We start from the raw sequence: 13469 nt of genomic DNA, 5'->3' as shown, positions 1-13469 counted from the left end.
GGCCGGAAGGGGACGATCCGGGTGTGTCCCCGCAGAACTGTGCATCCACCCGCCCCACCGAACGGGAGAACGGTGCACGCACAGTTCGAGGAGACACTCCCGGAGTGGCCCCTGACCCACCCCCCGACGTGCACCGCCAGGGGCGCGAGGAACTGCGCGACAAGCCACGACGGCGCAGCACAGGTCGAGTAAGCCCCGGGGGCACCCCGTAGACCGAGCAAGCCCCGGGGGCACCCCGTTGGCACCCCGTTGGCCTCCGGGAACCCCCGGAGGGGACCTTCAGGAGGGGAGGGTGTTGCGCCAGGCCGTGGGGAGGGTGGACGCGACGTCGAGCGCGGAGAGCGGCCCCTCGGCGAGGCGCGCGGCCAGACCGTGGAGGTACGCGCCGGTGGACGCCGCGTCGAGGGGGCGGAGCCCGGCGGCCAGGAGGGACCCGGTGAGTCCGGAGAGCACGTCGCCGCTGCCCGCCGTGGCCAGCCACGGGGTGCCCGTGGCGTTGACGCGGACGGGGCGCGCCGGGTCCGGACCGGCCACGAGCGTCGTGGAGCCCTTGAGGAGGACCGTCGCGCCGTAGCGGGACGCCAACTCGCGGACGGAGGCGAGGCGCCGCGCCTCGACCTCCTCGCGGGCGCGCCCGAGGAGCGCCGCCGCCTCCCCGGCGTGCGGGGTGAGAACCGTCGGCGCGCGCCGTGCCCGCACGGCCTCCGCGTCCATCAGCCGCAGCCCGTCCGCGTCGACGAGCACCGGCACGTCCGTGGCGAGGACCTCCGCCACCGCGGTGCGCGCCTCCGCGGAGTCGCCGAGGCCGGGTCCGACGACCCACGCCTGGACGCGGCCCGCGGCGTGCGGGGACCCGGTGGACACCAGGGTCTCGGGGTGCGCGGCGAGCACCGCGTCGCCGCCGGGCCCGGCGTAGCGGACCGCGCCGGCGCCGCCGCGCAGCGCGCCGGAGACGGCGAGCACGGCCGCGCCGGGGTAGCGCCGCGAGCCCGCGGCGATGCCGACGACGCCCCGGCGGTACTTGTCGCTCTCCCCCGCGGGCCGCGGCAGCAGCGCCGCGACGTCCGCGTGCTGGAGTGCTTCGACCGCGGGCTCGCCGAGGTCGCCGCCGAGCCCGATGTCGATCAGCCGCAGCGCGCCGGCCCGTTCGGCCGCCGGGTCGACGAGCAGGCCCGGCTTGTACGTGCCGAAGGTGACGGTGATGTCGGCGTGGACGGCCGCGCCCGGCACCTCGCCGGTGTCGGCGTCGACGCCGCTGGGCAGGTCGACGGCGACCACGGCGGCGCGCGCCGCGCGCGCCGCGTCGGCCAGGGGTTCGGCCTCGGGCCGCAGCCCGCCCTTGCCGCCGATGCCGGTGATGCCGTCGAGCACGAGGTCGGCGCGGCCGATCACGGCGGGCCCGTCGCCGGCCCCGACCGCGCGGCCGCCGGCCGCGCGCAGGGCGGCCAGGCCCTCGGCGTGGGTGCGGTCGGGGGCCAGCAGCACCGCGGTGACGTGGGCGCCGCGGCGGGCCAGCCGCGCGCCGGCGTACAGGGCGTCGCCGCCGTTGGAGCCGCTGCCGGTGAGGACGGCGATCCGGGTGCCGTAGACGCGGCCGAGCGCGTCCGCGCAGACGGCCGCGAGTCCGGCGGCGGCCCGCTGCATGAGCGTGCCTTCCGGCAGCCGCGCCATCAGGGCGCCCTCCGCGGCCCTGACGGTCTCGACGGTGTGCCCGTACCTCATCGCGTTCCTCCCGCCGTCGTCGCGCCCGCGCCCGCGGACCCGTCCCGCCCGTTCGTGCCGCCGCCGGGGGCCGGCGGCGGGGGGAGGGTCCGGCCCTCCGGGAGTCCAAGCGTCACCCCTCGGCGATGACCACGGCGGACGCCACGCCCGCGTCGTGGCTGAGCGACACGTGCCAGCCGCGGACGCCGAGCGCCTGCGCCCGGGCGGCGACCGTGCCGGTGACGGTGAGGTGCGGCTGCCCGTTGTCGGAGGTGGTGACCTCGGCGTCGAGCCAGTGCAGTCCGGGCGGGGCGCCGAGCGACTTGGCGAGCGCCTCCTTCGCGGCGAACCGGGCCGCGAGCGAGGCGATGCCCCGCGGTTCGCCGGAGGGCAGCAGCAGTTCGGCCGGGGTGAACAGCCGCTCGGCCATGCCGGGGGTGCGCTCCAGCGCGGCCTGGAAGCGGTCGATCTCCGCGACGTCGATGCCGACCCCGACGATCATTCGACGGTCACCGACTTCGCGAGGTTCCGCGGCTGGTCCACGTCGTTGCCGCGCGCGGTGGCCAGCTCGCAGGCGAACACCTGGAGCGGCACGGTGGCGACGAGCGGCTGGAGCAGCACGGGTGTCTGCGGGATGCGCACCACGTGGTCGGCGTAGGGGACGACGGCCTCGTCGCCGTCCTCGGCGATCACGATCGTGCGCGCGCCGCGGGCCCTGATCTCCTGGATGTTGGACACCATCTTGTCGTGCAGCACCGACCGGCCCCGGGGCGACGGCACCACGACGACCACCGGCACGCCCGCCTCGACGAGCGCGATCGGGCCGTGCTTGAGCTCGCCCGCCGCGAACCCCTCGGCGTGCATGTAGGCGAGCTCCTTGAGTTTGAGCGCGCCCTCCAGCGCCACCGGGTAGCCGACGTGGCGGCCGAGGAACAGCACGGTGCCGCGGTCGCTGAGCGAGCGGGCCAGCTCGCGCACCGGCTCCATGGTGGCCAGTACCTGCTCGACCTTGGCGGAGATGTCGGCGAGTTCGCGGACGACGGCCGTGACCTCGTCGCCCCACTGGGTGCCGCGGGCCTGGCCGAACCACAGGGCGACGAGGTAGCAGGCCACCAGCTGGGTGAGGAACGCCTTGGTGGAGGCGACGGCGACCTCCGGCCCGGCCCGGGTGTACAGGACCGCGTCGGACTCCCGCGGGATCGTCGAGCCGTTGGTGTTGCACACCGCCAGCACCTTGGCGCCCTGCTCGCGGGCGTGCCGCAGCGCCATCAGGGTGTCCATGGTCTCGCCGGACTGGCTGACCGCGATGACCAGGGTGCGCCGGTCCAGGATCGGGTCGCGGTAGCGGAACTCGCTGGCGAGCTCCACCTCGCAGGGCACCCGCGTCCAGTGCTCGATGGCGTACTTGGCGATCATCCCGGCGTGGAACGCGGTGCCGCACGCCACGATGACGATCTTCTGCACCTCGCGCAGCACCGGGTCGGGGATGCGCACCTCGTCGAGGGTGAGCCGGCCCGTCGCGTCGATCCGGCCGAGCAGGGTGTCGGCGACGGCCCGGGGCTGCTCGGCGATCTCCTTGAGCATGAAGTAGTCGTAGCCGCCCTTCTCGGCGGCCGACACGTCCCAGTCGATGTGGTACGGCCGGATCTCGGCGGGGCCGCCGTCGAAGCCCGTGACGGTGATGCCCTCCCGGCGCAGCTCCACCACCTGGTCCTGGCCGAGTTCGACGGCCTCGCGGGTGTGCGCGATGAACGCCGACACGTCGGACGCGAGGAAGTTCTCGCCCTGGCCGACGCCGACGACCAGCGGCGCGTTGCGGCGGGCGCCGACCACCACGTCGGGGTCGTCGGCGTGCACCGCCACGAGGGTGAACGCGCCGTCCAGCCGCACGCACACCTGGCGCATCGCCTCGGCGAGGTCGCCGCAGGAGGAGAACTGCTCGGCCAGCAGGTGGCCGACGACCTCGGTGTCGGTCTCCGAGCCCAGGTCGTGACCGCGGCCGGCGAGTTCGGTGCGCAGCTCGGCGAAGTTCTCGATGATGCCGTTGTGGACGACGGCGACCCGGCCGGCGTTGTCCAGGTGCGGGTGCGCGTTGCCGTCGGTGGGCGCGCCGTGGGTGGCCCACCGGGTGTGGCCGAGGCCGGTACGGCCGTCGGGCAGCGGCTGCCGGGCCAGCTCCTCGCGCAGGTTCGCCAGCTTCCCGGCGCGTTTGGCGACCGCCAGGCCGCCGTCGGCCAGTACCGCGACGCCCGCCGAGTCGTACCCGCGGTACTCCAGGCGCTCGAGACCGGCCATCACGACGTCCAGGGCGCCCTGCCCGCCGACGTACCCCACGATGCCGCACATGGCCGCCAGCTTATGACCTGACGGCGGGCCAGTGACGCAGACCACCCGCCGTTCGGCGGGAAAGCCGGCGGCCCGCGCAGCACAATGAGGCCCGTGCCCACGACGACCGCCACCGCCCCCGCCAGCCCGTACGTCGACCTCACCCGGGAGCAGTGGAGCGCGCTGCGCGACCGCACACCGCTGCCGCTCACCGCGGACGAGGTGGAGCGGCTGCGCGGCCTCGGCGACGTGGTGGACCTGGACGAGGTCGTCGACGTGTACCTGCCGCTGTCGCGGCTGCTGAACCTCTACGTCGGCGCCCACAGCGGTCTGCGCGGCGCCCTCAACACGTTCCTCGGCGAGGGCGCGCAGCCCGGGACACCGTTCGTGATCGGGGTGGCGGGCAGTGTCGCGGTGGGCAAGTCCACCACCGCACGCCTGCTGCGGGCGCTGCTGGCCCGCTGGCCGGAGCACCCGCGGGTGGAACTGGTGACCACCGACGGCTTCCTGATGCCCAACGCGGAGCTGGCGCGGCGCGGCCTGATGTCCCGCAAGGGCTTCCCCGAGTCCTACGACCGGCGCGCCCTGACCCGCTTCGTGGCGGACGTCAAGGCCGGGAAGCCCGAGGTCAGCGCGCCGGTGTACTCGCACCTGATCTACGACATCGTGCCGGAGGAGCGGCTGGTGGTGCGCCGCCCCGACATCCTGATCGTGGAGGGCCTGAACGTCCTTCAGCCGGCGCTGCCCGGCGCGGACGGCCGCAGCCGCATCGGCCTGGCCGACTACTTCGACTTCAGCGTCTACGTCGACGCCCGGACCGAGGACATCGAGCAGTGGTACCTGGGCCGCTTCGGCAAGTTGCGGCAGACCGCCTTCCAGGACCCCGACTCGTACTTCCGCAAGTACACGCAGGTTCCCGAGGACGAGGCCCTGGACTACGCGCGCCTGATGTGGCGCACCGTCAACCGCCCCAACCTGGAGCAGAACGTGCTGCCCACCCGCGGCCGCGCCACCCTGGTCCTGCGCAAGGGCCCGGGCCACAAGGTGCAGCGGCTGTCGCTGCGCAAGTTGTGAGCGGGCCCCGCGCCGGCGTCACCGACGCCGGCGCGGGGCGGGCGCGGCGGGTCAGCCCAGGGTGGACTTGACGACGTCGGCGAGACGGCCGGCGACCGCGTGGGCGTGGTCGATGTCGGCGGCCTCGACCATGACGCGGACCAGCGGCTCGGTGCCGGACGGGCGCAGCAGCACCCGGCCGGTGGAGCCCAGTTCGGCCTCGGCCTCGGCGACGGCGGCGGTCAGCTCGGGGGTGCTGGCGACGCGGCTCTTGTCGACGTCCGGGACGTTGATCAGGACCTGCGGCAACCGGACCATGACCTCGGCCAGTTCGGCCAGCGGGCGCTTGGTGGCGGCCACCCGCGCGGCCAGCAGCAGGCCGGTCAGGGTGCCGTCGCCGGTGGTGGCGTGGTCCAGCACGATGACGTGCCCGGACTGCTCGCCGCCGAGCGCGTAGCCGTGCTCCTTCATCGACTCCAGCACGTAGCGGTCGCCGACCGCGGTCTGCACCAGCTGGATGCCCTCGCGCTCCATCGCCAGCTTGAAGCCGAGGTTGGACATCACGGTGCCGACGACGGTGTTCTCACGCAGCGCGCCGCGCTCGCGCAGCGACAGGGCCAGGATCGCGAGGATCTGGTCGCCGTCGACCTCGGCGCCGGCGTGGTCCACGGCCAGGCAGCGGTCCGCGTCGCCGTCGTGGGCGATGCCGAAGTCCGCGCCGTGCTCGACGACCGCGGCCTTGAGCAGCTCCAGGTGCGTGGAGCCGCAGCCGTCGTTGATGTTGAGCCCGTCGGGCTGCGCGCCGATGGTGATCACCTGGGCGCCGGCCCGGGAGAACGCCTCGGGCGACACGTGGGACGCGGCGCCGTGCGCCTCGTCCAGGACGATCTTCAGGCCGTCGAGCCGGTTCGGCAGCACGCCGATGAGGTGGGCCACGTACTGGTCGAAGCCCTCGTCGTAGTCCTTGACGCGGCCGACGCCGGCTCCGGTGGGACGGTTCCAGGGCGCGCCGGTGCGGTGCTCGGCGTAGACGTCCTCGATGCGGTCCTCGAGCACGTCGTCGAGCTTGTGGCCGCCGCGGGCGAGGAACTTGATCCCGTTGTCCGGCATCGCGTTGTGGCTGGCCGAGAGCATCACGCCGAGGTCGGCACCCAGCGCGCCGGTGAGATACGCCACCGCGGGAGTGGGCAGCACACCGACCCGCAGGACGTCCACGCCCGCGCTTGCCAGACCGGCCACCACGGCCGCCTCCAGGAACTCGCCCGAGGCCCGCGGGTCGCGTCCCACCACCGCGACCGGCCGGTGCCCGGCGAAGGTGCCCGCCTCAGCGAGGACGTGCGCCGCCGCCACCGACAGCCCGAGCGCCAGCTCGGCGGTCAGGTCGGCGTTCGCGATGCCCCGCACGCCGTCCGTGCCGAAGAGTCGTCCCACAGTAATTCCTCCGATGATCAGTGCGGTGGTGCGGCCGTCCCGCGGCGCGACGCCCTGTGGTGCTGCCCGGCGTCCTGTGACCTGCTGCACGCGCCCCCCGCGAAGGGGACACGCTTCAACGATCCACCCTGCAGAGTCATATCAACAGACATATACGCCGGTTCCCGGTAATGCGAACGCCCCGGAGGCACTGGAGTGTCTCCGAGGCGTTCGATGCGCCGGGCGCGGACATGGTTCCCGCGCCGGAGGCGATTTAGCGCTTGCTGAACTGCGGCGCCTTGCGGGCCTTCTTCAGACCGGCCTTCTTCCGCTCGACCGCGCGGTCGTCACGGGTCAGGAAGCCGGCCTTCTTCAGCGGGCCGCGGTTGTTGTCCACGTCCGCCTCGTTGAGCGCACGGGCCACGCCCAGGCGCAGCGCACCGGCCTGGCCGGAGATGCCGCCGCCGCTGATGCGGGCGATGACGTCGTAACGGCCGTCGAGCTCGAGCACCTTGAAGGGCTCGTTGACTTCCTGCTGGTGCACCTTGTTCGGGAAGTAACCCTCGAGGGTGCGGCCGTTGATCTTCCACTTGCCGCTGCCGGGGACGATCCGGACGCGGGCGATGGACTGCTTGCGGCGGCCGGTGCCGGCAGCCGGCTGCGGGTCGCCGAAGCGCGAGGCGAGCGACTCGGAGGTGTACTCCCCCTCGACGGCCTCGGACTCGAAGGTCGTGATCTCCTCGTAGGACTCTTCGCCCTCGAGCGGGGTCTCGGCGGTGGTCTCAGCCACGATTCTCCTCAGATTCTTTCTGGTAGCTGGTGGCCGGAACTACTGCGCGACCTGGGTGATCTCGAACGGGACCGGCTGCTGCGCAGCGTGCGGGTGCTGGTCACCCGCGTAGACCTTCAGCTTCGAGAGCATCTGACGGCCCAGGGAGTTCTTCGGGAGCATGCCCTTGACGGCCTTCTCGATGGCCTTCTCGGGGCTCTTGGCGAGCAGCTCGTCGTAGCGCACCGACCGCAGACCGCCCGGGTACCCGGAGTGGCGGTAGGCCATCTTCTGGGTCTTCTTGTTCCCGGTCAGGTGGATCTTGTCGGCGTTGATCACGATGACGAAGTCGCCGGTGTCGACGTGGGGCGCGTAGATGGGCTTGTGCTTGCCCCTCAGGAGGGTGGCGGCCTGGGAGGCCAGCCTGCCCAGGACGACGTCCTGCGCGTCGATAATGTGCCACTGGCGCTGGACATCGCCGGGCTTGGGGCTGAACGTACGCACGGTCGTAGCCTTCGCTTCTTCTCAGTAGGTGTTCCCCCGGGTCACGAGGACCGCGGGGAAGGGGTCCTGACAAGGCCACCCGGACGATCACGACAGCCCTGGCCGCAAACGGGGACGCAACCCGTTCGCCTGCCGCTGGTCATCGGCCCGGTGGACCGGCGTAAGGGCCCCTCACGTGAGATAGAGCAAGCCAATACGCATAACGAACCGCAACAATACCCGCGCGGCCCGCGACCGGTCAAAACGCCGTCCCCGGACCCACCCGGTTCAGCGCTTGCGCTCCACCCGGCGCTCGTCCCACACCGGCTCCGACGTCTCCCTGACCAGGCCGTCCGACCCGAAGACGAGGTAGCGGTCGAAGGACCGGGCGAACCAGCGGTCGTGGGTGACGGCGAGCACCGTGCCGTCGTACGACTCCAGGCCGTCCTGCAGCGCCTCGGCGCTCTCCAGGTCCAGGTTGTCCGTCGGCTCGTCCAGGAGCAGCGCGGTCGTCCCCTCCAGCTCCATCATCAGGATCTGGAAGCGGGCCTGCTGCCCGCCCGACAGCTTGTCGAAGGGCTGGTCGCCCTGCCGCTCCAGCTCGTAGCGCCGCAGCACCGACATCGCGCGGCCGCGGTCGCGGGCGTGCTCGGTCCACAGGATGTCGACCAGGGTGCGCCCCTGGAGCTCGGGGTGCGCGTGGGTCTGCGCGAAGTGCCCGGGCACCACCCGCGCGCCCAGCTTGAACGTCCCGGTGTGGGCGACCGACGGGTCACCGGCCAGCAGCCGCAGGAAGTGCGACTTCCCCGAGCCGTTGGAGCCGAGCACCGCCACCCGCTCGCCGTAGAAGACCTCCAGGTCGAACGGCTTCATCAGGCCGGTGAGCTCCAGCTTCTCGCAGGTCACCGCGCGCAGCCCGGTACGGCCGCCCCGCAGCCGCATCCTGATGTCCTGCTCGCGCGGCGGCTCCTGCGGGGCGCCGGCGTCCTCGAACCGCTTCAGCCGGGTCTGCGCCGCGTGGTACCGGGACGCCATGTCGGGGCTGATCGCCGCCTGCTGGCGCAGCCGCAGCACCATGGCCTTGAGCTTGGCGTGCTCCTCGTCCCAGCGGCGGCGCAGCTCCTCGAAGCGGGCGAAGCGCTCCTTGCGGGCCGCGTGGAAGGTGGCGAAGCCGCCGCCGTGCACCCACACGTCGCTGCCGGCCGGGCTGGGCTCGACGCTGACGATCTTCTCCGCGCTGCGGGCCAGCAGTTCGCGGTCGTGGCTGACGAACAGCACGGTCTTCTTGGTCTGCGCGAGCTGCTCCTCCAGCCAGCGCTTGCCCGGCACGTCCAGGTAGTTGTCCGGCTCGTCGAGCAGCAGCACCTCGTCGGGACCGCGCAGCAGCGCCTCCAGCACGAGCCGTTTCTGCTCGCCGCCGGACAGCGTCTTCACCTCGCGCCACTGCGCCCGCTCGTACGGCACGCCGAGCGCGGCCATGGTGCACATGTCCCACAGCGTCTCGGCCTCGTACCCGCGGGCCTCCGCCCAGTCGCTCAGCGCGGTCGCGTACGCCATCTGCGCCGGCTCGTCGTCCTGCGCCATGATCGCCAGCTCGGCCGCGTCCACCGCCTCGGCGACGGCCCGCAGCCGCGGGTGCGCGACGGAGACGAGCAGGTCGCGGACGGTGCGGTCGTCGCGGACGCTGCCGACGAACTGCGGCATCACGCCCAGGCCGCCGCTCACCGTGACCGTCCCGCCGTGCGGTGCCAGCTCGCCGGAGATCAGCCGCAGCAGGGTGGTCTTCCCGGCCCCGTTCGGGCCCACGAGGGCCACCGCGGCGCCGTCGCCCACCCGGAACGAGACGTCTCCGAGCAGCGCCCGCCCGTCCGGCAGGTAGTACTCGACGTGCGCAGCTTCGACATGGCCCATGCCTGGATTCTCCCCGGTGCAGGTCAGCGGCCCAAGTCGTTTTCGCCACGGGTTCGCTCGCCAGGTGCGATAGGAGGCCGCGCGGACCGGCAATATGATGCGCGGCATGACTGAAGGCCACGGGCAGCAGCCATCGCAGCACCCCAGCCCCGACGCCCCCGAGGGGCGCGAGGTCCTGGAAGGGCGCATCATCCCCTCCAGCCGGCAGCAGCAGCGCTCCTTCGAGGCGCAGCAGCCGCACGAGCCTTCCGCGTACGACCCGCGGCAGCAGTTCGCGGCCGGCCCCGGCGCGCAGGGCGAGCCGTGGTCCGCCGCCTCCGACGCGCAGGCGCAGCAGGGACGGCCGGGCCAGCCGGGCCAGCCAGGCCTGTACGGCGCCGCTCCGCAGGGCGGGCAGACGGGACCGGGCGGCCAGGCGGAGCAGGACGGGCAGCCGCCGCTGCCGCACCGTGACGGGCCGGCCGCGGCGCGGCCCGGGCCGCACCAGGCATCGCTGCAGCAGCCGCCGGACCACCCCCAGCTCCCGCAGGCCGCCACTCCGGAGCAGCCCGGCCAGGCTCCGCAGGGCCCGCGCCAGGACCCCGGGGCCCCGCGGGGCCGGCACGCCGGCCCGCAGCAGGGCGTGTCGGGCCAGGCGGACTTCCCCATGCAGCAGAGCGCGGCCCCGCAGCAGGGCGTGCCGCAGCAGGGCTTCCCCCAGCAGCAGGGCGCCGCACCCCAGCCGGGCTTCCCCCAGCAAGGGTTCCCGCAGCAGCAGGCGCCCGCCCAGGGGCCCGGCCCGCAGGGGTACGGCCGCCAGCCGGCCGCGGCCGGGCCGCCCCGCCAGAACGCCGCGCAGGCGCCCTCAGCGCCCCGCCGGGCGGCCTCCTCCGGAGGCCCGGGCACCCCGCCCGGCACGCCGGACTGGAACGCCCTGGCGGAGCGGCAGGAGGCCACCGGCGCCCGCCGCCGCAAGGTGATGATGCTCACCGGCGGGATCGTCGCCATCGTGGTGATCGCGGGCGGCGTCGCCACGGCCGTGGTGATGTCGGGCAAGAACAGCGGGGACGGCAAGAACTCCGCGACGAGTGGGCCCAGTTCCTCGGGCACGAAGGCCACCCAGTCCCTGCCGCCGGCGCCCTCGTTCTCCTCGGTGGCACCGCCGCCGCCCGCGAACCCGCTGGACTACCTGTCCACCGCCGCCAAGGACACCGCGCCGCTCACCCCGGCCACCCTCTTCCCGGGCAAGCAGTTCCTGATGAACGGCCGGGTGTACGCGAAGACCGCGACCTCGGTGACCACGCAGTGCGCCGCCGGCGCCCGCGCCGGACTGTCGCAGGCGCTGGGCAAGGGCGCGTGCCGCAAGCTGATCCGCGCCACGTACACCAACGGCACCACCGCGGTGACCGTCGGCGTCGCCGTCTTCGACGACGCGGGGCACGCGCAGAAGCTGCAGAAGGTGGCCCAGTACCTGGCCCCGCTCAACGGCGGCGGCGTGCAGGACTTCTGCCACGCGGTGGCGTGCCGGATGACCTCGAACGCGGTCGGCCGCTATGCCTACTTCGCGATCGCCGGCCTGAAGGACGGCAAGACCATCACCGCGACCGACAAGGTGGCGCTGGCCTCCGCGAACGACGCGTCGAACTTCGCGTTCCAGCGGATCATCCAGCGCGGCCGCGACGCCGCGGCCGCGGACCCGTCCCGCACCTGACGCGCGGCCCGCGGCCGCCCGCACCCGCGAGGGGCGCGGCGGCCACGGGTTCCCGGGCCGGGTCTACCGGCACAGGGTGCGCAGGTTGCGGGCCTCGCGGTTGCGGGCGGCCAGCAGGTCGTCGGCCGGGTAGCCGACCTCCTCCAGGGTCAGGCCGTGCGGGCGCACCACGTTGACCGCGGAGTGCCGGACCCGCCCGGCCAGCACCTCGGCGGGGAAGCCCACCGCGCGGTGGCCGTCGCCGACCAGCAGCATCGCGCCGACCAGCGCGCGGACCATGTTGTGGCAGAACGCGTCGGCCCGCACGGTCGCCACCGCCAGACCGTCGGGCGTGCGCTCCCAGCGCAGGTCGAGCAGGGTGCGGATGGTGGTGGCGCCCTCGCGCTTCTTGCAGTACGCGGCGAAGTCGTGCTCGCCCAGCATCAGCGCGGCCGCGGTGTTCATGAGGTCGACGTCAACCGGCCGGTCGTGCCACAGCACGTGCCCCCGCAGCAGCGGGTCCACCCCGCCGGGGTGGTCGCCGACGCGGTAGGCGTAGCGGCGCCAGATCGCGGAGAAGCGCGCGTTGAAGCCCGCGGGCGCTTCGGCGACCTGCCAGACCCGCACGTCCCACGGCAGCCGGCCGGCCAGCCGCCGGCGCAGCCGGGTGCCCTCGGCGGCCCACGCCTCGGCGGGCAGGTCGACGTGGGCGACCTGCCCGCGGGCGTGCACGCCGGCGTCGGTGCGGCCCGCCACCGTCAGCTCCACCGGCTCCGGCAGCCGCAGCACCGTGCGGATCGCCGACTCCAGCTCGCCCTGGACGGTCCGCCGGCTGGTCTGCCGGGCCCACCCGGAGAACTCCGCCCCGTCGTACGACAGGTCCAGCCGGACCCGGACGCGACCGGGCGCGGGCTCGTCGCTCACGCTGTCTCCTCACCGTCCGGCCCGCTCGGCCGGTTCGCCTGTTCACGCGAGCGGGCCCGCACCCCCAGGGGTACGGGCCCGCTCACCGGTCTCGGGACGCTCAGGCGTCCTTGGACTCCTCGTCCGCGGCGTCCGCGGGCGCGGCGTCGGCCGTGTCCTCGGCCTCCGCGGAGTCGTTCTTGACCTCGGCCAGAGCCTCGTCACCGGCGCGGTCCTTGGCGGAACGCTTGGTGGCGGCCTCGGCCTCGCCGACCGCGGACTGCTGCACGGTCAGCGCCTCGACCAGCTCGATGACCGCCATCGGGGCGTTGTCGCCACGACGGTTGCCGATCTTGGTGATGCGGGTGTAACCACCGGGGCGGTTCTCGTACCGCGGCGCGATCTCGGTGAAGAGCGTGTGCACGATGCCCTTGTCCGTGATCTGCTGCAGGACCTGGCGACGGTTGTGGATGTCGCCCTTCTTCGCCTTGGTGATCAGGCGCTCCGCGACCGGACGCAGCCGGCGCGCCTTGGCCTCGGTGGTGGTGATGCGGCCGTGCTCGAACAGCGCCTTCGCGAGGTTCGCGAGGAGCAGCTTCTCGTGCGCGGCGCTGCCGCCCAGACGGGCACCCTTGGCGGGCTGAGGCATGTCGTTCTCCTTCTTCGCTGCACCGGCCGTGTCAGGTACCGATGTCAGTGCGAACTGGCGGCTGCCAGCTCGTGGTCCGGGTAAGCCCCGGATGGGCTTCGGGCTTCCGCCCGGGTGCGCCCCACGAGGGACGCGAGGTCCCCCGGCCTTCGGCCGGGAGATGCCCCGAGCGCGAGCGGCCACCGCGGGCCCGCGGGTCGTCACCGCCCCGGAGGGGCGGATCGGTCCACGCCGGGCCACCGGCCGGTGGTCGGCTGAGCGCGCGGTTCCCCGCACCCCTACGGGGCCGCCCCCGGCGAAGAGGCGGCCCCGGACGGGGCGCGGAGCCCGGCGCGGGCGCGGCCCGGAGGCCACGAACCGCGCCGGAGGCGGATCAGTACTGCTCGGTCTCGACGAACCCGGCGTCGACGTCGTCGTCCGCGCCGAAGGCGTCGGCCGCGGCGGTCGGGTCGAATCCGGGCGGGCTGTCCTTGAGGGCCAGGCCCATGCCGGCCAGCTTCGCCTTGACCTCGTCGATCGACTTCGCACCGAAGTTGCGGATGTCGAGCAGGTCGGCCTCGGAACGGGCGACGAGCTCACCCACGGAGTGGATGCCC

The 13469-nt window shown here is 73.9% G+C and carries 12 protein-coding genes; 2 read left to right on the top strand and 10 right to left on the bottom strand.

Annotated elements, in window-relative coordinates:
* Positions 1 to 279: 279 nt before the first annotated feature.
* From BMW99_RS38165 to glmS, 3 genes are all read right to left on the bottom strand, one after another.
* Positions 280 to 1722: a bifunctional ADP-dependent NAD(P)H-hydrate dehydratase/NAD(P)H-hydrate epimerase gene (locus tag BMW99_RS38165; protein WP_075018389.1), complete on the bottom strand. Its 1443-nt coding sequence runs from the start codon at positions 1720 to 1722 to the stop codon at positions 280 to 282.
* 112 nt (positions 1723 to 1834) lie between these two features.
* A complete protein-coding gene (locus tag BMW99_RS38160; RefSeq protein ID WP_069462455.1) occupies positions 1835 to 2203 on the bottom strand; it encodes a holo-ACP synthase in 369 nt (122 codons plus the stop codon).
* A complete protein-coding gene (gene glmS / locus BMW99_RS38155) occupies positions 2200 to 4047 on the bottom strand; it encodes a glutamine--fructose-6-phosphate transaminase (isomerizing) (RefSeq protein ID WP_069462456.1) in 1848 nt (615 codons plus the stop codon). The genes BMW99_RS38160 and glmS overlap by 4 nt, the downstream gene beginning before the upstream one ends.
* A gap of 84 nt (positions 4048 to 4131) precedes the next feature.
* On the opposite strand from glmS, the gene coaA reads away from it, so the two are divergent.
* On the top strand, positions 4132 to 5100 hold the full coding sequence (coaA, locus tag BMW99_RS38150; protein WP_107451470.1) for a type I pantothenate kinase: 969 nt from the start codon (positions 4132 to 4134) through the stop codon (positions 5098 to 5100).
* Between the two features lie 51 nt (positions 5101 to 5151).
* Here the strand turns inward: coaA and glmM are convergent, their stop codons facing one another.
* The 4 genes from glmM to BMW99_RS38130 form a co-directional block, all read right to left on the bottom strand.
* Complete coding sequence (glmM, locus tag BMW99_RS38145) at positions 5152 to 6510, bottom strand: phosphoglucosamine mutase (RefSeq protein WP_069462458.1); 1359 nt, start codon at positions 6508 to 6510, stop codon at positions 5152 to 5154.
* A gap of 253 nt (positions 6511 to 6763) precedes the next feature.
* Positions 6764 to 7279 carry a 30S ribosomal protein S9 gene (gene rpsI, locus BMW99_RS38140; protein ID WP_069462459.1) on the bottom strand — a complete coding sequence of 172 codons (516 nt, stop codon included), beginning with the start codon at positions 7277 to 7279 and terminating at the stop codon, positions 6764 to 6766.
* Between the two features lie 39 nt (positions 7280 to 7318).
* A complete protein-coding gene (gene rplM, locus BMW99_RS38135) occupies positions 7319 to 7762 on the bottom strand; it encodes a 50S ribosomal protein L13 (RefSeq protein WP_069462460.1) in 444 nt (147 codons plus the stop codon).
* Positions 7763 to 8029: 267 nt separating this feature from the next.
* Positions 8030 to 9652 (bottom strand): ABC-F family ATP-binding cassette domain-containing protein, encoded by a 1623-nt coding sequence (locus tag BMW99_RS38130; RefSeq protein WP_069462461.1) that lies wholly within the window; start codon positions 9650 to 9652, stop codon positions 8030 to 8032.
* Positions 9653 to 9758: 106 nt separating this feature from the next.
* On the opposite strand from BMW99_RS38130, the gene BMW99_RS38125 reads away from it, so the two are divergent.
* A complete protein-coding gene (locus tag BMW99_RS38125; protein ID WP_143080622.1) occupies positions 9759 to 11342 on the top strand; it encodes a hypothetical protein in 1584 nt (527 codons plus the stop codon).
* 63 nt (positions 11343 to 11405) lie between these two features.
* Here the strand turns inward: BMW99_RS38125 and truA are convergent, their stop codons facing one another.
* The 3 genes from truA to BMW99_RS38110 form a co-directional block, all read right to left on the bottom strand.
* Complete coding sequence (truA, locus tag BMW99_RS38120; protein ID WP_069462462.1) at positions 11406 to 12245, bottom strand: tRNA pseudouridine(38-40) synthase TruA; 840 nt, start codon at positions 12243 to 12245, stop codon at positions 11406 to 11408.
* Between the two features lie 100 nt (positions 12246 to 12345).
* Complete coding sequence (rplQ, locus tag BMW99_RS38115; protein ID WP_069462463.1) at positions 12346 to 12873, bottom strand: 50S ribosomal protein L17; 528 nt, start codon at positions 12871 to 12873, stop codon at positions 12346 to 12348.
* A gap of 373 nt (positions 12874 to 13246) precedes the next feature.
* Positions 13247 to 13469: DNA-directed RNA polymerase subunit alpha C-terminal domain-containing protein (locus BMW99_RS38110; RefSeq protein WP_322900224.1), on the bottom strand; the 223-nt coding region annotated here is incomplete at its 5' end.

It is taken from the genome of Actinacidiphila rubida (assembly GCF_900110255.1).
In the GTDB taxonomy this organism is placed as follows: Bacteria; Actinomycetota; Actinomycetes; order Streptomycetales; family Streptomycetaceae; genus Actinacidiphila; species Actinacidiphila rubida.
This window is presented reverse-complemented; position numbering and strand designations above follow the sequence as displayed.

Excerpts from the sequence above, each read along its gene's own strand:
- rplQ (WP_069462463.1), bottom strand. The coding sequence starts at position 12,873 with ATGCCTCAGCCCGCCAAGGGTGCCCGTCTGGGCGGCAGCGCCGCGCAC.
- BMW99_RS38160 (WP_069462455.1), bottom strand. The coding sequence starts at position 2,203 with ATGATCGTCGGGGTCGGCATCGACGTCGCGGAGATCGACCGCTTCCAG.
- glmS (WP_069462456.1), bottom strand. The coding sequence starts at position 4,047 with ATGTGCGGCATCGTGGGGTACGTCGGCGGGCAGGGCGCCCTGGACGTC.
- coaA (WP_107451470.1), top strand. The coding sequence starts at position 4,132 with ATGAGGCCCGTGCCCACGACGACCGCCACCGCCCCCGCCAGCCCGTAC.
- BMW99_RS38125 (WP_143080622.1), top strand. The coding sequence starts at position 9,759 with ATGACTGAAGGCCACGGGCAGCAGCCATCGCAGCACCCCAGCCCCGAC.
- BMW99_RS38165 (WP_075018389.1), bottom strand. The coding sequence starts at position 1,722 with ATGAGGTACGGGCACACCGTCGAGACCGTCAGGGCCGCGGAGGGCGCC.
- BMW99_RS38130 (WP_069462461.1), bottom strand. The coding sequence starts at position 9,652 with ATGGGCCATGTCGAAGCTGCGCACGTCGAGTACTACCTGCCGGACGGG.